The 17,212-nt window shown below is 67.4% G+C and carries 17 protein-coding genes; 7 read left to right on the top strand and 10 right to left on the bottom strand.

Going from position 1 to position 17,212, the window contains the following annotated elements:
* Window positions 1-40: 40 nt before the first annotated feature.
* The 4 genes from BW991_RS03965 to BW991_RS03950 all read left to right on the top strand — a co-directional run bounded on the left by BW991_RS03965 (window position 41) and on the right by BW991_RS03950 (window position 2,890).
* Window positions 41-496, top strand: coding sequence for an SRPBCC family protein (locus BW991_RS03965; RefSeq protein WP_076600786.1), 456 nt, complete (start codon window positions 41-43; stop codon window positions 494-496).
* A 22-nt stretch (window positions 497-518) separates the two neighbouring features.
* Complete coding sequence (locus tag BW991_RS03960; protein WP_076600785.1) at window positions 519-1,568, top strand: alcohol dehydrogenase catalytic domain-containing protein; 1,050 nt, start codon at window positions 519-521, stop codon at window positions 1,566-1,568.
* A gap of 84 nt (window positions 1,569-1,652) precedes the next feature.
* Entirely contained in the window at window positions 1,653-2,414 is a 762-nt protein-coding gene (locus BW991_RS03955) for an SDR family NAD(P)-dependent oxidoreductase (protein ID WP_170879041.1), read from the top strand.
* Window positions 2,415-2,437: 23 nt separating this feature from the next.
* Window positions 2,438-2,890, top strand: a complete 453-nt coding sequence (locus tag BW991_RS03950) for a nuclear transport factor 2 family protein (RefSeq protein ID WP_076600783.1) — start codon at window positions 2,438-2,440, stop codon at window positions 2,888-2,890.
* Window positions 2,891-2,943: 53 nt separating this feature from the next.
* On the opposite strand, the gene BW991_RS03945 is transcribed toward BW991_RS03950, so the two are convergent.
* Both BW991_RS03945 and BW991_RS03940 read right to left on the bottom strand, forming a co-directional pair.
* On the bottom strand, window positions 2,944-3,963 hold the full coding sequence (locus BW991_RS03945; RefSeq protein ID WP_076600782.1) for an NADP-dependent oxidoreductase: 1,020 nt from the start codon (window positions 3,961-3,963) through the stop codon (window positions 2,944-2,946).
* A 233-nt stretch (window positions 3,964-4,196) separates the two neighbouring features.
* Window positions 4,197-4,490 carry a hypothetical protein gene (locus BW991_RS03940; protein WP_076600781.1) on the bottom strand — a complete coding sequence of 98 codons (294 nt, stop codon included), beginning with the start codon at window positions 4,488-4,490 and terminating at the stop codon, window positions 4,197-4,199.
* A gap of 365 nt (window positions 4,491-4,855) precedes the next feature.
* Between BW991_RS03940 and BW991_RS03935 the strand changes: the two genes are divergently transcribed.
* Entirely contained in the window at window positions 4,856-6,361 is a 1,506-nt protein-coding gene (locus tag BW991_RS03935) for an aldehyde dehydrogenase family protein (RefSeq protein ID WP_076600780.1), read from the top strand.
* Between the two features lie 85 nt (window positions 6,362-6,446).
* Window positions 6,447-7,139, top strand: coding sequence for a carboxymuconolactone decarboxylase family protein (locus tag BW991_RS03930; protein ID WP_076600779.1), 693 nt, complete (start codon window positions 6,447-6,449; stop codon window positions 7,137-7,139).
* On the opposite strand, the gene BW991_RS03925 is transcribed toward BW991_RS03930, so the two are convergent.
* The 8 genes from BW991_RS03925 to BW991_RS03890 all read right to left on the bottom strand — a co-directional run bounded on the left by BW991_RS03925 (window position 7,140) and on the right by BW991_RS03890 (window position 15,575).
* Window positions 7,140-7,781 (bottom strand): TetR/AcrR family transcriptional regulator, encoded by a 642-nt coding sequence (locus BW991_RS03925; protein WP_076600778.1) that lies wholly within the window; start codon window positions 7,779-7,781, stop codon window positions 7,140-7,142. It abuts the gene before it with no gap.
* 88 nt (window positions 7,782-7,869) lie between these two features.
* Window positions 7,870-9,405, bottom strand: coding sequence for a class I adenylate-forming enzyme family protein (locus BW991_RS03920; RefSeq protein WP_076600777.1), 1,536 nt, complete (start codon window positions 9,403-9,405; stop codon window positions 7,870-7,872).
* On the bottom strand, window positions 9,398-10,195 hold the full coding sequence (locus tag BW991_RS03915) for an SDR family NAD(P)-dependent oxidoreductase (RefSeq protein WP_076600776.1): 798 nt from the start codon (window positions 10,193-10,195) through the stop codon (window positions 9,398-9,400). Before BW991_RS03915 ends, BW991_RS03920 begins: the two co-directional genes overlap by 8 nt.
* Window positions 10,196-10,221: 26 nt before the next feature.
* Window positions 10,222-10,557 carry an EthD domain-containing protein gene (locus BW991_RS03910; protein ID WP_076600775.1) on the bottom strand — a complete coding sequence of 112 codons (336 nt, stop codon included), beginning with the start codon at window positions 10,555-10,557 and terminating at the stop codon, window positions 10,222-10,224.
* 21 nt (window positions 10,558-10,578) lie between these two features.
* Window positions 10,579-11,376, bottom strand: a complete 798-nt coding sequence (locus BW991_RS03905; protein WP_076600774.1) for an enoyl-CoA hydratase/isomerase family protein — start codon at window positions 11,374-11,376, stop codon at window positions 10,579-10,581.
* A gap of 128 nt (window positions 11,377-11,504) precedes the next feature.
* Entirely contained in the window at window positions 11,505-12,707 is a 1,203-nt protein-coding gene (locus BW991_RS03900; protein WP_076600773.1) for an acetyl-CoA C-acyltransferase, read from the bottom strand.
* Window positions 12,700-14,889, bottom strand: coding sequence for a 3-hydroxyacyl-CoA dehydrogenase NAD-binding domain-containing protein (locus BW991_RS03895; protein WP_244551602.1), 2,190 nt, complete (start codon window positions 14,887-14,889; stop codon window positions 12,700-12,702). Before BW991_RS03895 ends, BW991_RS03900 begins: the two co-directional genes overlap by 8 nt.
* On the bottom strand, window positions 14,886-15,575 hold the full coding sequence (locus BW991_RS03890) for a carboxymuconolactone decarboxylase family protein (protein WP_076600772.1): 690 nt from the start codon (window positions 15,573-15,575) through the stop codon (window positions 14,886-14,888). Before BW991_RS03890 ends, BW991_RS03895 begins: the two co-directional genes overlap by 4 nt.
* A 456-nt stretch (window positions 15,576-16,031) precedes the next feature.
* Between BW991_RS03890 and BW991_RS03885 the strand changes: the two genes are divergently transcribed.
* The gene (locus BW991_RS03885; RefSeq protein ID WP_076600771.1) at window positions 16,032-17,171 is read left to right on the top strand and encodes a phosphotransferase; all 1,140 of its coding nucleotides are present in this window, start codon (window positions 16,032-16,034) and stop codon (window positions 17,169-17,171) included.
* The last annotated feature ends 41 nt before the right edge of the window (window positions 17,172-17,212 follow it).

Here is a 17,212-nt window from a genome sequence, read left to right as displayed (position 1 = left end):
GGCCATGCCGCCCAAACCATTCCTGAGGAAGCCGACAACCATGTACAAGATCGCCACGAGTCACGAATTCGATGCCCCCGCCGCGGTGCTGTGGGATTTCCTTCAGGACTTCGCCCACATCGAACGCTGGTGGCCGAGGCACGACCCGGCCGTGCAGATCGATCGGGTGGATATGGAAGGCGAGGGCATCGGCATGATCCGCCACATCTACAACAAGGGCTACGACGCGCCCGTCTCCGAGCGGCTCGATGCCCTCGACCCGCAGAAGCTCACCTACAGCCTCTCGATCGTCGGCAACAAGCCGATGGGGCTCACCCATTATCAGGCCACCGGCCGCGTCGAGGCGCTCCCGGGCGACCGGTCCCGCCTCAACTACGCGAGCGAGTTCATGACCGAATCGGGCAAGCCCGACGATGCCGAGGCGTGGTTGCGCATGGCCTACGAGTTGATGTTCGCGGGCCTTGCGGCCGCCGTGACCCGTCGCGCCGGCCAGTGATCGGCCCGGCGAGGAGACGAACATGAAAGCGCTTCGTTTTGTCGGGGTGGGGCTCCCCCCGGTGGTGGAAGACGTGCCGGTGCCCGTCCCCGGACCGGGTGAGGTCCTGGTCAGGATCGGCGGCGCAGGGGTGTGCCACTCTGACCTGCATGTGCTGGACCATGGCGCGCAGGGCGCGGGCAGCAAGCCCGCGTTCACGCTCGGTCACGAAAATGCCGGCTGGGTGGCGGCGTGGGGATCGGGCGTGCAGGGCCTGCGCGAGGGCGACCCGGTGGCGGTGTATGGCTACTGGGGCTGCGGCCACTGCCGCGCGTGCCAGTCGTCGATGGAGAACTACTGCGAGAACGCCGATGCCGTCCCGCAGGCGGGCGGCGGCTTCGGTCTCGACGGCGGCATGGCGGAATACATGCTCGTGCCCTCGCCGCGGCTGCTGGTGCCGTTGGGCACGCTCGATCCGCGCGAGGCCGCGCCGCTGACCGATGCGGCACTCACGCCGTACCACGCCATCAAACGCGCCCTGCCGCTGTTGACGCCGGACGCCAACGTGGTGGTGATCGGTGTCGGCGGCCTCGGCCACATGGCGGTCCAGTTGTTGCGCGTGATGTGCGGGTCGCGCATCGTCGCGGTGGACCTCGACGACGGGCGCCTCGAACACGCGCGGCAACTCGGCGCCGACCTCGTCGTGAATTCGCGCAACGGCGCGCAGGCGGCCGAGACCATCCGCACCTTCTGCGGGCCGCGACGTGCGGCGCTGGTGCTGGACTTCGTCGGCCTGCAGCCGACGCTCGACCTGGCCGTGCAGCTGGTCGGACGCAACAGCCAGCTCACCGTGGTCGGCGTGGGCGGCGGCGTCCTCCAGTTGAGCCAGATGACCCTGCCTTTCGGCTGCTCGGTAAGCACGCCGTTGTGGGGCTCGCGTGCGGAGCTGCTGGAAGTCATCGCGCTGGCGCAATACGGGCGCATCCACGTCGACGCCCACTATTTCAGCATCGAAGACGGACCGCGCGTGCTGCAGGACATGCGCGCTGGCAAGGTGCACGGGCGCAGCGTGCTGGTGCCCGGCGTGAACTGAGATCCCGCCGGAGCTGCCGTACCGGCCGGATGCCGGACGGCGCCGACCGGGCGCGGAAAATCCATGAACAGCGAGGAGACGACATTGAAACTTCAGAACAAGGTGGCTATCGTGACGGGCGGCGGCTCGGGCCTCGGCCGGGCGATGTGCATCCGCCTCGCCCGCGATGGTGCACGCGTGGTGGTGGCCGACCTCAACCTGGCTGCGGCGCGCGACACGGTGGCCGCCATCGCGGCGGAGCAGGGCGAGGCGGTCGCGATGCAGGCGGACGTGGCGCGGCGCGAGGATGTGGAACGGGTCGCGCGGGACACGGTTGCGCGTTTCGGCGCGATCGACGTGTTGGTGAACAACGCCGGCATCGTCGGTGAGTTCGTCAAGACGGCGGAAGTGAGCGATGAATCCTGGGACCGCGTGCTCAACGTGAACCTCAAGAGCATCTTCTTCTTCTGCCGCCAGGCGATTCCCCAGATGCTCAAGCAGGGCGGCGGCGTGATCATCAACATCGCGTCGACGGCCGGGTTGGTCGCCACGACCGCGGGCATCGAATACACGGCGGCCAAGCACGCGGTCGTGGGGATCACCAAGGAGATCGCCTACGAATACGGCCAGCAGAACATCCGCGCCGTGGCGATCGCCCCGGGCGTGATCATGACGCCGATGATCGAGAATCTGCCGAAGGAATTCCTCGACGCCAGCGCCGACTTTCAGAAGCAGCTGCGCGCGCCTTCCGGGCGGCCGGGCCGTCCCGAGGAGGTGGCCTCCGTGGTCTCCTTCCTCGCCAGCGACGACGCGAGTTTCATCCACGGCAATACCCTCGCCGTGGACGGCGGCTTCACCCTGTTCTGACACCGCGAAAGGGACTTGCAACCATGACAGACGTGACAGTGGAAACCCTGCTCGAAGAGAAGCGCATCGAGCGCGTGCTGGTGCGCTACGCGCTGGCGCTGGACGAGCATGACTGGGCCGGCCTCGACGAGGTTTTCGTGCCCGAGGCGACGGCGTGGTACCAGGGGATCGGCGACTTCTCCAGCCGCGACGCGATTCGCGACATGATCTCCGGCGTGTTGCAGACCTGCGGGCGAACCCAGCACTTGCTGGGGAATTTCCGTATCGCCGTCGATGGCAACAAGGCGACGGCGAAATGCTACCTGCAGGCGATCCATGTCGGCCTGGGGGCGCTGGCAGCGCAGACCATGACCGTGTGGGGGGAGTACAGCGACCGGCTGGAGCGTCGCCCCGAGGGATGGCGCATCGTGCATCGCGAGCTGGCGATGTTCCAGACGGCTGGCGATATCGGACTCGGCGCGACCGGCGCGGACTAGCGGGCGCCTGACGCCGCGGCCCGCAGTGGGTCGCGGCGCCACTTTGGGCGCGATTACAGCTGGACGATGCACTTGCCGCGGCTGGCACCGGAGAGCATGTCGCAAAACGCCTTCGGCGTCTCGGCGATACCGTGGCGGATGTCGACGACGCTCTTCAGCCGGCCGTCGCGCAGCCACTGCGACAGGTCGCGCACCGCCTCCGGGTAGCGCGCGACGTAGTCGGAGAACATGAAGCCGGCGGCACTCGCGCGTTTGACGATGAACTCCCACATGTGGAACATGCCGGATTCGCGGTCGTTGTGGTCGTAGTCGGCGATGGCGCCGCACAGCACGACGCGCGCACCGAGCTTCATGTGGCGGACGGCCTCGTCGAGCATCGCGCCGCCGACGTTGTCGAAATACACGTCGAAACCGTCCGGCATCGTCTCGCGCATGGCGGCGGCGAGACCCGCGGGATCGCGGTGGTTGATGGCGGCGTCGTAGCCGAGCTCGTCGGTGAGCCAGCGGCACTTTTCGGGCGAACTGGTGATGCCGACGGTGCGGCAGCCGAGAATCTTCGCGATCTGGCCGACCACCGAACCGACCGCGCCGCCGGCCGCACTCACCAGCACGGTGTCGCCGGCGCGCGGCCGGCCGACGTCGAGCAGGCCGAAATAGGCGGTCATGCCGGTGGGGCCGAGCGCGGCGACGAATTCGTGCAACGGGAAACTGCCGTCGTGTTCGAGTTTTTGCGCAAAGTCCGAACCGTCCAGCGCGCTGAACTCTTCCCATGACGCGCGCGCCAGTACGAGGCTGCCCACGGGAAAGTCTGCGTGCAGCGACTCCGTGACATGGCCCAGCACGATGCTTTGCACCGGCGCGCCCAGTGCCATCGCGCTGAGGTAGTTGTCGTCGGCGCCTGCGTTCATCCACTTGCGGAAACCCGCGTCGAGCGAAAAGCATGCATTCCTGAGCAGAAACTGACCCGCCCGGATTTCCGGCATGGGGGAGGCGGCGAGCGCGAAATCGCTTTCGCGCAGTGCGCCGTCCGGTCTTCGTTGCAGCAGGATCTGCCTGTTTTCGCCGCGGGTCATGGGGTTTCCTCCTGAAGGGGTGTTCGATGCGTGACGCCGTCGGGGCGTAACGGAAGTCCGTTCTGTTTATGCGCCCGACCGGACGGTCGAGATTATGTCACGAAGCGGCGAAGGCGGGTGTGTTCGCCGCGGGCGAAACGGGTATGTCGGATTTCAGGAGTGTAGCGGGCCCGGTGGCAGGCAGGGCCTTCTGCCGACGCGGGCGGCGGCAGATGCCCCGCCGTCGCGGTAGTTCACGCGAAGCGGGCGCCGCGGGCGTTGAACCAGAAGCGTACCGTGGCAGCGAGGCGCAGCAGGTTGAGGTGGATCATGATCCACGGCGTCTCGGTCGCCGGATAGCGCGCGATCACTTCCTGGTCGAGGAGGTCGATCCAGCGGCTCTTGGCGTGGCTCCAGTACGCGGACGACGGCTCCGGTCCGACGGCGCTGCGCGCTTCGGCGCAGGCCTGTTGCCACAGGGCGAGGGTGCGTTCCTGGCTGACGTCCCACTTGCTTGCCAGCCACGGCAGTATCATCGGTGCATTCATGGCGAAAGTTCCAGTCATCAATGTTTGTATGGTGCGACGCAGCAATCAAATTGTCAACGTAATGCATTGATGTTGAATGGTCTGTGTTCCTTGGCGCAAAGATGATTGGTGCGAGGCCGCAATGAGTTTCCGGCGGACTTCGGAGCCTGCGGCGGGACATTGACAGTCCGTCGGCGGGGGTTATAATTCGTGCATCGACCGACCGGTCGGTTCCATTGTCCGCGGTGCGCTACCATGTCGCTCCGGGGGCGGTGTCGCGATTCGGTTTCGCAGGGGCCTGCGGGGTCGCGGATACCCGGCCGGCCGTCCCGTGTGCAGGCACCGGGCGGGCCTGGCCATTTCGTACGACGACTGGAGGAGTAAGCATGAATGATGCGGTTAGCGGGAAGGTGTCGGTCGGCGATGACGCCCTGTCGCCAAGGACCCGGCGCTTTCTGACGGAAACGCGGCTCGGCCATCTGATCGATGGCGAGCTGGTGCTCTCCGCCGATGGCGCCACGATGCCGGTCATCGATCCCAACACCGGCCGGGAGTTCGTCCGCGTGGCACAGGGCAGTGCCGTGGAGGTGGACCGGGCGGCGCAGGCGGCGCGCAGGGCCTTCGAGGACGGCCGCTGGCGCAACCTGCCGCCGATGAAGAAGGAGGCCGTGCTGCGGCGGCTCGGTGCGCTGCTCGAGGAGCACCGCGAGGTGCTGATGGATCTCGACATGCTCGACGGCGGCATCATCCGCGCGCAGACGCCTTTCTTCGTGCAGTTCGGCATCGACGTCACCAACTACTATGCCGGCTGGCCGAGCAAGATTGAGGGGGCGATGTCGCCCACCGGCTCGAACCTGGTCGTGCAGCAGGTGCGCGAGCCGGTCGGCGTGTGCGGCGTGATCATGCCGTGGAATGCCCCGTCGGCGGTGCCGCTGGGGGTGGTTGCGCCGCTCGCGTGCGGCAACTCGGTGGTGCTCAAACCGGCCGAGCAGACGCCACTGACGGCCTTGCTGTTCGGCATGCTGTGCATGGAGGCGGGCGTGCCGGCGGGCGTGGTGAACGTCGTGCAGGGGCTCGGCCACACCGTCGGCGCTGCGCTGGTGGACCATCCGGAGGTCGATTCGATCAGCTTCACCGGTTCGGTTGCGACCGGCAAGCGCATCCAGGCGGCCGCGGCGGCGCGACTGAAGCGCGTGTCGCTGGAACTCGGCGGCAAGAGTCCGCAGCTGGTCTTCGCGGATGCCGACATCGAACGGGCCTCGATGGCTGCGGCGTGGGCGGTATGGGGCCATTCGGGGCAGATCTGCACGGCGGGATCGCGCGTGCTGGTGCACCGTTCGATCCACGACGAGTTCGTTGCACGCATGGTCGAGGCGTCGCGGGCGCTGAAGGTCGGCTCGTGCTTCGACGCCGACACGCATGTCGGCCCGGTGATCTCGCAACAGCAGCTCGACCAGGTCAGCCGCTACGTGGAGATCGGCAAGACCGAGGGGGCGACGGTCGCGCTCGGCGGCCGGCGGCATGATGCCGACGGGTATTTCTTCCAGCCCACCATCTTCACCGGGGTGCGCAACGACATGACCATCGCGCAGGAAGAGATCTTCGGCCCGGTGATGGCGGTGATTCCCTTCGACTCCGACGACGAGGCCTGGGCGATCGCCAATGCCACCGAGTTCGGCCTGGCTGCGGGCGTGTGGACGCGCGATGTGGTGCGTGCGCACCGGGCCTCGCAGCGCCTCAAGGTCGGCACCGTGTGGGTCAACGCCTACCAGCTCAACGAGACATCGGTTCCTTACGGCGGGGTGAAAGCCTCGGGCTTCGGCCGCAGTCTCGGCGCAGTGTCGATCGAGGAGTTCACGCACGTCAAGAGCGTCTGGTTCAATCTCGACTAGGCGTCCCGGGCCCGTTCGGGCCTTTGCGGGTGCCGGCCTTCACCGCGCGGCACCCGCGTTGAAACTTTTCTTTCGGGGGGATGTTGTGACCACGCAAAACCGGTTGCTGGGTTCGCCGCTGCTCAGGCGCATCGCGCCGCTCACGCTCGGCGGCTACGCGCGCTTCAGGCGGGTGATCGAGGAGGACGGCGCGCTGCCGGCGAGGATCAAGGTGTTGTTCGTCGCGGTGGCGGCGACCACCAAGGGTTACCGCGAAATGGCTTCGCGCGAGCTCGCGCGCGCGAAGGAGCTGGGCCTGACTTTCGAGGAGGCGTCGTCGGCAGCGATCGTGCTCAGCAGCGTGCGCGGCGAGGGCGCGGCGCTGTCCTTCATCGACGCGCTCGAGGCCGTCTATCCCGGCGAGACGGGCGGGGACGAGCCGCTGCGCGAGATCGATGTGGCGCCCGGCGAAGCCGAGAAGAACTTCCTCGCGTATTTCGGTTCGATGCCGCCCTCGCTGGGCAAGCTCGCCAGCCTGCTGCCGCTGGGAGCCGACGCGTATTACCTGATGCGCGAGGGCACCATCAACGGTACGCGACTCGGGCCGAAGTACTCGGAGCTGCTGCTGGTGGCGGTGCTGGTCGCGGACTACAGCCCGCTCGCGGCGGTGCACATCCGGGGGGCGCGCACCGCGGGCGCGAGCGAACAGGAGATCGCCGAGGCGGTCGTGTGCACCGTGGCGACCAGCGGTCTGTCGGGGTGGGTCAGCGGCGCGACCGCAATGGACGCGCCGGCCTGATCAACGCTTGTTGAAGCCGTCGAGGAGAATCTGGCACATCGACTTGGCCATTTTCTCCGGCGGCACCTCGTCCGCCATGCGCGGGTACCATTTGTAGGCCCAGTTGCACATGCCGACGAAGGTGAGGGTGGCCAGCTCGGGATCCATCTCGCGGAAGTGACCCTTTGCGATCCCGTCGCGGATGATGTTGGTGATGCGCGTGAAGTACTCGCGCCGCCGGTGCCGCATCTCGGCGCGCTGCTTGTCCTCCAGTTCGGCGTAGTGGTCCATGAAGGCGCGCACGTAACCGGGGTGCAGCGCGATCTCGCGCAGCGTCGAGGCGCAGGCGCTTTCGAGCAGCTCGACCGGCTGCGCGTCGCCGTGCTGCGCATCCCCCTGCAGGCCGCCGATCATCGCGTCGATGTGCAGCTGGTGCATTTCGTAGAGGATGTCGCCCTTGCTGGCGAAATAGTGGTACAGCGTCGGCTTGCCGAGGCCGACCTCGTCCGCGAGCATCTGCATCGAGGTGCCGTGATAGCCGACGCGGTCGAACAGCGAGGCGCAGGCCGCGATGATCTCGTGGCGCTTTTCGTCATGTGCCGCCGTCGTGGCGCGGGCGCGCTTCTTTTTTGGCGGCTCCGCCGGCTTGACTGGACTTTTCATATGACTCCCGTGAATCCCGTGTGAAGTGTTGCCGCGGGACGGATTCCGGATTTGCCGCCCCGCGCTGCCGATCCGCCTCCTCTGCGGGCTAGCCGCCGAGACCCAGCTCGGATGCGACCATCCTGGACAGGCGTTTCTTGTCGATCTTTCCGGTTGTCGTATACACGAAATCCGGCACCACGAGCAAATGCTCCGGCCATTTCTTCTTCGACAGGCCGATCGTTGCGAGGTGGTCCTTGATCTCCTCCAGCGTGGGCGCCTGATGACCGTCACGGATCGCGCACACCGCGCAGGCCTGCTCGCCGAGGCGTTGTTCGGGCACCGCGACGACGGAGGTCTGGGCGATCGCGGGATGGCGCAGCAGGGCCGCCTCGACCTCGGCGGGGTCGATGTTGTAACCGCCGCGGATGATCTGGTCCTTGATGCGCCCGACGACCTTGAGGTAACCGTCGGCATCGCAGATGATCTCGTCGCCGGTGAGGAAGTAGCCGTCATCGGTGAGGCGGTATTCCTGGTCGCCGAGGCCGCGGCAATAGCCGAGGAACAGCGACGGTCCGCGCACCCCGGCCTGGCCGCGCTGTTCGCGCGGCAACATCCGTTGTTCGCCATCGAAGGCTTCGTCGCGGGTGCCGGGGAAGGGCTTGCCGTCGGAGTGGCACAGGCGCTCTGGCGTGTCGTCGGGCCGCGTCGAGGCATGCCCCATGCATTCCGACATGCCGAACATGCGCAGCGCGCTGATGCCGAGCAGGTCCTTCGCGTCGCGGATCAGCTCGGGCGTCATCGCGCTGCCGCCGACGCCGAGCACCTTGAGCGGACTGGGCCGTGTCCAGCGGCCGCTGCGGGCCACCTCGATCAGGGTTGCGAGGTGCGTGGGCACGCAGATGCCCCAGCGGCAGCCGTATTCCTCGATCCTTTTCAGCGTTTCCAGTGCGTCCCACGGATCCACGATGACCAGCGGGTGGCCGAGGGCCAGCGCGAAATGCGCGGTGAAGGTGAAGCCGGGGGCGCTGCCGAGGGGCACGACGCCGAGGATGGCGTCGTCCGGCGCGAGGCCGGCGATCTGTTCGCAGGCGCGCACCGTGTAGTTCATCGCTGCCGACGAGTGCATCACGCCCTTCGGCACGCCGGTGGTGCCGGAGGTGAAGCCGATCATCGCCGTCCGTGCATCGCGTTCGTCGGCGCCGTGCTGCGCTTGGGGCCCGCGGTACTGCAGGTGCAGACCGGGTACACCGGGGATGGCTTCACCGTCGCTGTCGCGGATCACCGCGACATGACCGAGGCGTTCGTCGAGCACCGCCCGTTCCGCGGCGCCGAGATCGGGCGTGAACGGGCAGATGACCGCCTGCGCGGCCGAGATTCCCAGCGCGGCAGCCAGTACCGGGGCGTTCTTGCGCCCCTGCAGCATGATGCGGTCGTGCGGACGCACGCCGGCCGCGAGCAGGGCCGCGGTGACGGCTTGCGCCATCGTGCGGAGTTCGCCGCGGCTCCAGCGGCGTCCGTCGGCGCCGACCACGGCCAGCGCGTCCGGGGCGGCCTCGGCCAGCGCCGAGAACTGCCGCCACAGCGATGCGTCGGTCCAGGTCAGGCCGTCGGCGGAGAATTGTGCGGGGCTGCGGTTAGGCAATCGACTGCCCTCCATCGACAAGGAAGGTTTGGCCGGTGATGAAGCTCCCGGCGTCGGACACCAGCAACGCCACGGTCGGAGCAACCTCCGCCGGCTTGCCGAAGCGGCGCAGCAGGATGCCGTCGAGCAGCTTCTGCTGGATGGCGTCCGTCAGTGTTTCGGTCATGCCCGTCTCGACCGAGCCCGGCGCGACCGCATTGACGCGGATACCGTGATGCGCCCACTGCGCCGCGAGGTCGCTGGTGAGGTGCACCATGGCGGCCTTGGTCGTCGTGTAGGGCACGACCTGGCCGGCGTCCGGCCGGTAGGAGAGGAAGGCGCCCACCGAGGCGATGTTGACCATGCAGCCGCCGCCGTTGCCGATCATGTGGCGGGCGGCATGGCGGCACGCGAGGAAGGTGCCGGTAAGGTTGACGTCGACGACCTTGCGCCAGCCCGACAGCGGGATTTCCTCGGGCAGCCCCCACCACGAGGCGCCGGCGTTGTTGATCAGGATGTCGAGACCGCCCAGCTGCTCGACCGTCGCCGCGACGGCTGCTTCGACTTCCTCTTCCTTGGCGATGTCGCAGCGCAGGCCGATGGCCTGGGTCGAGAAGCGTTCGGCGATGCTCGCCGCCATGTCGGCGCATTCCTGCTGATGACGCGAGGCCAGCGCGACCTTGCAGCCGAGGTCGGCGAGGGTCGCGGCGATGGCCTCGGCGAGTGCGCCGCGGCCTCCGGTGATGAGTGCGACCTTGCCGTCGAGGCGAAACTGGCGGGCGACGAAGCCCGGGGAGAAGTTTTCGCTCACCTTGTTGTCCTTGCGATGCCGGTTTTTCAGGCGTCCTGTGCGGCGAGGAGATCGAGCTCCTCGGTGATCAGGGCGATCCGTTTTCCTTTCATCTTGCCGACGTGGGCCACCGCGGCGGCCCACTCGGGGGAATGAAGTGCCGCATCGAGCACTTCGCGCGAGGCGAAGGTCAGCACGGCATGGCCATCCCAGGCGGGCCCTTCCGGGTGATCGTAGTCGAACGTCACCTCGCCGTGGCGGTAGGCGGCGAGGCCGGGGAGCTTCTTCGCGTAGTCCGCGTGCTCGCTGCGCCACCAGGTGGTGAATTGCTCGCGCGACCACTCGGGGGGGCGGGTCGCCAGGATGACCAGGCTTGCTGACATGTGCCTATGTGCCTCCGCGGATTAGCGACCGGTCCACTTCGGAGCGCGCTTGTCGAGGAACGCGCGCACGCCTTCCTTGGCGTCTTCCGAGTGATGGACCACGTTGCAGGTCATGGTTTCGAGGGTGATCAGGGAGTCGGTGTCCGCGTCGAGGCCGCGGTTCAGCGCCATCTTGGTCATCCACATGCAGAACGGGCTCTTGTCGATCAGCGGGGCGCAGAAGTCCTGGATCAGCTTGTCGAACTCGGCCTGCGGGGCGGCGGCGTTAACCAGGCCCCAATCGGCGCACTGCACGCCGGTGAGCAGCTTGCCGGTGAGCATCAGTTCCTTCGAGCGGCGCATGCCGATCATGCGCGGCAGGCGGTAGATCGGGCCCGCACCGCCGAACAGCGCGCGGCGGATGTGGAAGTCGCCGATCTTGGCTTCGTTGGCGGCGAGCGCGAAGTCGCAGGAGATCATCAGCTCGAAGCCGCCGGCAACCGCGAAACCTTCAACGGCCGCGATGGTGGGCTTCTTCATGTTGAAGATCTTGTCGAAGGTGCGTGCGGAATCGATCGCCAGTTGCAGCGAGGTCGTGGTCTCCTGCAGCACCGGGCTGACCAGCAGGTCGAGGTCGGCGCCCGAGCAGAAGGTGTTGGCGCGGCCGCGGAACACGACGGCCAGGGCTTCCTTGTCCTCGGCGGCGCGATCGACCGCCTTCTCGAGTTCCTTCAGCAGCTGGGGGCTCACGCAGTTGCGCTTGTGCGGGCGATTGAGCCAGATCGTGGCAACGCCGTTGGGGGCAACTTCGTACTGAATGACGTCCTTTTCCAATTCCATGGCTGTATCCGCTCCTGTGTGAATTTGAAGTCGAGCCCGGGGTGGCCCCGGGCTTCATTTAGCACCCGACCGGTCGGTCGGCTAAGTGAAACCTTACCACGGCAACGATATTTGTCAATGCCATGTTTTCAGAAAATTTCGAACAGGCCTGCCGCGCCGATACCGCCGCCGACACACATGGTGACGACGCCGTATTTTGCCTTGCGGCGGCGGCCTTCGAGCAGGATGTGGCCGGTCATGCGCGCGCCGGACATGCCGTAGGGATGGCCGATGGCGATCGCGCCGCCGGAGACGTTGAGGCGCTCGTCGGGGATGCCCAGCGTGTCGCGGCAGTACAGTACCTGCGACGCAAAGGCCTCGTTGAGTTCCCACAGGTCGATGTCCTCGACCTTGAGGCCCGCCTGCGCCAGCAGCTTCGGTACCGCGAGCACCGGGCCGATGCCCATCTCGTCGGGGCTGCAGCCGGCGACCGCCATGCCGCGATAGCGCCCGAGCGGGGTGAGTCCGCGTCGCGCCGCTTCGCCGGCTTCCATCAGCACCAATGCCGCGGCGCCGTCGGAGAGCTGCGAGGCGTTGCCCGCGGTGACGTAGCGGCCTTCCTTGAGGACCTGGCCGCCGTTGAACACAGGTTGCAGCTTGGTGAGGTCTTCCAGCGTCGTCTGCGGTCGGTTGCCTTCGTCGCGGTCGAGCGTGACGGTCTCGAACACGGTGTTGCCGCTCGCCTTGTCGAAGCGCGCCATGATGGATTCCATCGGCACGATCTCTTCGGCGAAGCGCCCTTCGGCCTGCGCGCGGGCGGTGAGCTGCTGCGAGCGCAGGGCGTATTCGTCCTGGCGCTCGCGGCTGATGCCGTAGCGCTGCGAGACGATCTCGGCGGTTTCGAGCATCGACATGTAAAGCGCCGGGACGTTTTCGTCGAGCACCGGGTCCTTGATGCGGAACATGTTGTAGTGCTCGTTCTGCACCAGCGACACGGATTCCACGCCGCCGGCGACCGCGACCTTCATGCCGTCGACAATGATCTGTTTGGCTGCCGTGGCGATCGCCATCAGGCCCGAGCCGCACTGGCGGTCCACGGTCATGCCGGGCACGCTGACCGGCAGTCCGGCGCGCAGCGCGGCTTGGCGGGCGACGTTGAAGCTGGTGGTGCCCTGCTGGATCGCGCAGCCCATCACGACGTCGTCGACGGCGTCGGATTCGACCTTGGCGCGGTCGAGGGCGGCCCGCACGACGTGCCCGGCCAGGGCCTGGCCCTGGGTGTTGTTGAATGCACCGCGATAGGCCTTGCCGATCGGGGTGCGGGCGACGGAAACGATTACCGCGTCACGCATCTTGTGCGCTCCCTGTAGTGGTTGGTGGGTGAGGAAGAGTGTGGGCCGGTGCGCAACCGCGGCTCGGCGCGGCATCCCAGTCGCCACCCGCTGCGGCGGCCCGCGCGAGCAGCGGCGAGGGCGTCCAGTAGTCGCCGTGCTGGCGGTGGTAGGCGGCGACGGCGTCGCGGATCGAGGCGAGTCCCGCTTCGCGCGCCCACCACATCGGGCCGCCGCGCGTGGCCGGGAAGCCGTAGCCGTTCACGTAGACGAGATCGATGTCGCCGGCGCGCAGCGCGACGCCTTCGTCGAGGAGGCGGGCGCCTTCGTTCGCCATCGCGCACAGCAGACGCTGGAGGATCTCGGCGTCGGGGATGTCGCGGCGTGCGATGCCGAGCTCGGCCGACACGCCGACGATGAGGCTCTCGATCTCAGGGTCGGGGATGGGCGTGCGGCCGTCGTAGAGGTAGTAGCCGCGGCTCGTCTTCTGTCCGAAGCGGCCCATCTCGCAGATGCGATCGGCGATCGGCGAATAGCGCAGGTGGGCGGGGCGTGTGGTGTTTTCCTGCTGCCGGATGCGCCAGATGACGTCGAGGCCGGCCATGTCGCGCATCGCGAAGAGGCCCATCGGAAAGCCGAACTCCGTCAACACGCGGTCGATCTGCCACGGCGTGGCGCCTTCTTCCAGCAGGAAGTCGGCTTCGCGCCCGTAGGCGGCGAGGATGCGGTTGCCGATGAAGCCGTAGGCGTTGCCGGAAACGACCGCGATCTTGCGCAGCTTGCGTGCGACGGCCATGGCGGTCGCGAGCGTCGCCGCGCCGGTGCGTGGGCCGCGCACGACTTCGAGCAGGCGCATGACGTTGGCGGGGCTGAAGAAGTGCAGGCCGAGCACGCTTTGCGGGCGCGAGGTGACGCCGGCGATGGCGTCGACGTCGAGTGTCGAGGTGTTGGTCGCGAGGATCGCGCCGGGTTTGGCGACGGCATCGAGGCGGCGGAACACCGACTGCTTGATCGCCAAATCCTCGAACACCGCTTCGACGATGAGGTCGGCGTCGGCCAGCGCGGCGTCGTTCGTCGTCGCGCTGATGCAGGCGAGGGCGGCGTCGGCACGTGCCTGCGGCATGCTGCCGCGGCTCACGGAGGTGGCGTAGTTGCCGGTGATCGTCTTCAGGCCGCGCGCGAGGGCTTCGTCGGAACTGTCGAGGAGGGTCACCCGCAGGCCGGCGTTGGCGAAGCTCATCGCGATACCGGCGCCCATCGTGCCGGCGCCGACCACTCCGACCGTCGCGACCGGCGCGGGCGCCGCGGTGACGTCCGGCAGCTTGCCGGCCGCGCGTTCGGCAAAGAACAGGTGGATCAGCGAGCGGCTCTGGTAGCTGCGCTCGCATTCGCTGAAGGCGTCCTTCTCGAGGCGGAAGCCTTCGTCGAAGCTCAGGCGGCAGGCGGCTTCGACGCAGTCGACGATCTTCCACGGCGCGAGCTGGCCTTTCCACTTGCGCGCGTTCTTCTTGCGGAAATCGTCGAAGAGCGCGGGATCGATATCGCGGATCCTGTCGGTCGATTCGGTGAGATCGCGCGCGGGCAGGGCGCCGCCGACGACATCCTGCGCCATCGCGAGCGCGTCTTCGAGCAGCGTGCCTTCGGCGATGCGGTCGATGACGCCCCATTCATGCGCCTGGAGGGCGGCGACGGGGTTGCCGCTGGTCGTCACTTCGAGCGCGACCGCGGGCCCGGCCATCCGCGGCCACCATTGCGTGCCGCCACCACCGGGCATCAGGCCCAGCTTGACCTCGGGCTGGCCGATCTGCGCGTCCGGGCTCGCAATGCGCCACTGGCATGCGAGGGCAAGTTCGAGTCCGCCGCCGAAGGCGGTGCCGTGGATCGCGGCGATCACGGGTTTGGGGCTCGCCATCAGCGTGTCGATGATCGTATACAGCGTGGGTTCGTCGTAGGGCTTGCCGAAATCGTTGATGTCGGCACCGGCGACGAAGGTGCTGCCGCCGCCGACGATCACCAGCGCCCGCACCTGCGGGTCGGCGAGGCTGCGCCCGATGGCCGCCAGCAGGCCGCTGCGGACGGCGAGGCTCAGGGCATTGACCGGCGGGTTGTTGACGGTCGCCACCGCGATGTCGCCGTGGAGCGCATAGGCGACGGCGGAGGTCTGCGCGGCGTCCTGCACGCAGCCTTCGGCGGGGGCGCTCATTGGGCCTCCAGCAGCACGCCGGCACCCATCCACGCGGCGATGCCGGCGCAGGGGACCGCGCACAGAATGGCCTCGGCGAGTTCCTCGTCGGTCGCGCCGACCGCGCGCGCGGCGCGGATGTGGGTGGTGGCCATCGGGCTGTAGTCGGATGCGAGCACGGTGACCAGCATCAGTTCGGCGGCCTTGCGGTCGAGCTGGTTGCAGTCGATGGTGCCCTTGCGCATCAGGAAGTAGCCGTCCGCTCCCTTGGGTGCGAGCCTGAGCAGCGTCGCCAGTGCAGGCGGGATGGTGCCGAAGTAGGCCTTGAAGTTCGCCTCGGCTTCACCGGGGGCGGCGCGCACCAGCGGCGCATCCGCTGCGGTTGCCCGTAGTTGCGGGTACACGGCGCGGAGCAGGGTGTCGAATGCGAGTGCCGCACCTTCGCCACGCAGGCTGCTCAGCAGGATCAGTCCGCTGGCCGCCTCGTTGAGCGGCAGGCCGCGCGCCGCGGCGCGTTCGAGCTCGCTGCGCGCGAGCTCCGTGTAGCCGCGGTTGCAGGCCGCGACCGCGGCAAACAGGCACTTCAGTTTCGCGGGCAGCGCACCATCGGCTTCGATCACCTCGCGGAACAGGGCATACCCGGAACGCGTGAAGGGTGCGAGCTGTTTCAGTAGCTCCGACTGGAGCAGGGCATTCGGTTCCGTCAACTTGGGTCTCCCGGTGTGTGGTCAGGTGCGGACTGGGTCGCTGCCGCGTACAGGCGGTTTCGCCCGGCCGTCGATCAATGGCAGGTTGGCAGTCCGCAGGAGGTTGGACAAGTCCCTTTACGCAAAAGCCTACCGACCGGGCGGTCGAGTGTCAATGAGCAGATGCTCGACGGGATTTTTGCGGATGCGACCCAACGCGGGTCGCATTTTTCATGTTGACAGCCGACCGGTCGGTCGATTACCTTTGCCCGAACGGCTGGTGCTTTGCCTTGGCCACATGCGGGATTTCGATCGACCGAACGTGCGGGCGAGTTGTGCGGGCAAGCCGGTGCAGTCGATCAGTTCCGGCAGTGGCGGGACGGGAAGGAAAAACGCGGGTTTTCGTGTCCACATGGCGGAGACCCAGGGTAGCGCCAATTCGCATCTTCGCGGTGCCAACGACGGATAAAAAATGCCATGGGTGAAATAGCAAACAGCGCGATACAACTGGATGCCGTGGTCGGCGAGTCGCCTGCGGGTGTCGAGCCCAAGGCCTATATCGGCGAGGTCGGCGACATCCGCCAGGTCGCCCGGATCGACGAAGGTCGCCTGCAGGAGTGGTTGCGCGAGCACTTGCCGGATTTCCGTGGGCCGCTGACGGTCCGGCAGTTCCAGGGAGGGCAGTCGAACCTGACCTATCTGCTCGAGACGCCGCAGACCAAATACGTGCTGCGTCGTCAGCCGCTCGGCGTGCTGCTGAAATCCGCCCATGCGGTGGACCGCGAATTCCGCGTCATCGACGCCCTGTCGCACATTCCGGGCTTTCCCGTGCCGCAGCCCTTCACGCTGTGCGAGGACCGCGAGGTGCTGGGCAGCATGTTCTATGTCATGCGCCATGTGCCGGGGCGGATCTTCTGGAACTGCCGCATGCCGGACCTCACGCCGCAGGAGCGCGCGGCGGTGTTCGACTCGGCCAACGAAACCCTCGCGCGGCTGCACAAGGTCGATTACGCCGCGCTCGGCCTGTCGGATTTCGGCCGACCGGGAAATTACTTCGAGCGCCAGATCTCGCGCTGGTCGCGCCAGTACGACCAGTCGCGCATCGAGACGATTCCCGAAATGGATTGGCTGATGGCCTGGCTGCCGTCCAACGTGCCGGAAGAAGACGGGCTGTCGTCGATCATCCACGGGGATTACTCCTTCCACAACCTGCTGATCCATCCCACCGAACCGCGGGTGGTGGGGGTGGTGGACTGGGAACTGTCGACGCTGGGTCATCCGCTCGGCGACCTGATGTATCACACCATGGAGTGGTACCGCCCGCCCGGTGTCGATGCGCGCGGTACGCTGCAGGACGCCGATCTCACGGCGCTGGGGATCCCGACGCTGACGGAATACATCCGACGCTATTGCGAGCGCACGGGCTTCAAGGTCGACGCGACCCTGCCTTTCTACCGCGCGTTCAACCTGTTTCGCACTGCGGCGATCCTGCAGGGCATCGCCTTCCGCCTGCAGGAAGGCAATGCCGCATCGGCCAATGCCGCGGAGATCACCGCCAACATCCGTCCGTTGGCGAAGGCGGCGTGGCGGTTCGCGAACGGGGGCGGCGGCATCTGAAACGGGCGGGGTTGCGGTAATGTGCGGCGCCGACACGACGG

The organism is Aromatoleum tolulyticum (genome assembly GCF_900156155.1).
Lineage (GTDB): Bacteria > Pseudomonadota > Gammaproteobacteria > Burkholderiales > Rhodocyclaceae > Aromatoleum > Aromatoleum tolulyticum.
The sequence above is the reverse complement of the archived record's forward strand: the minus strand, read 5'-3'. Positions and strand labels throughout refer to the sequence as shown.

Coding starts and splice junctions, on each gene's coding strand:
- BW991_RS03945 (WP_076600782.1), bottom strand. CDS start 3,963: ATGACCCGCGGCGAAAACAGGCAGATCCTGCTGCAACGAAGACCGGAC.
- BW991_RS03885 (WP_076600771.1), top strand. CDS start 16,032: ATGGGTGAAATAGCAAACAGCGCGATACAACTGGATGCCGTGGTCGGC.
- BW991_RS03895 (WP_244551602.1), bottom strand. CDS start 14,889: ATGAGCGCCCCCGCCGAAGGCTGCGTGCAGGACGCCGCGCAGACCTCC.
- BW991_RS03965 (WP_076600786.1), top strand. CDS start 41: ATGTACAAGATCGCCACGAGTCACGAATTCGATGCCCCCGCCGCGGTG.
- BW991_RS03950 (WP_076600783.1), top strand. CDS start 2,438: ATGACAGACGTGACAGTGGAAACCCTGCTCGAAGAGAAGCGCATCGAG.
- BW991_RS03910 (WP_076600775.1), bottom strand. CDS start 10,557: ATGTCAGCAAGCCTGGTCATCCTGGCGACCCGCCCCCCCGAGTGGTCG.
- BW991_RS03925 (WP_076600778.1), bottom strand. CDS start 7,781: ATGAAAAGTCCAGTCAAGCCGGCGGAGCCGCCAAAAAAGAAGCGCGCC.
- BW991_RS03900 (WP_076600773.1), bottom strand. CDS start 12,707: ATGCGTGACGCGGTAATCGTTTCCGTCGCCCGCACCCCGATCGGCAAG.
- BW991_RS03940 (WP_076600781.1), bottom strand. CDS start 4,490: ATGAATGCACCGATGATACTGCCGTGGCTGGCAAGCAAGTGGGACGTC.
- BW991_RS03905 (WP_076600774.1), bottom strand. CDS start 11,376: ATGGAATTGGAAAAGGACGTCATTCAGTACGAAGTTGCCCCCAACGGC.
- BW991_RS03935 (WP_076600780.1), top strand. CDS start 4,856: ATGAATGATGCGGTTAGCGGGAAGGTGTCGGTCGGCGATGACGCCCTG.
- BW991_RS03960 (WP_076600785.1), top strand. CDS start 519: ATGAAAGCGCTTCGTTTTGTCGGGGTGGGGCTCCCCCCGGTGGTGGAA.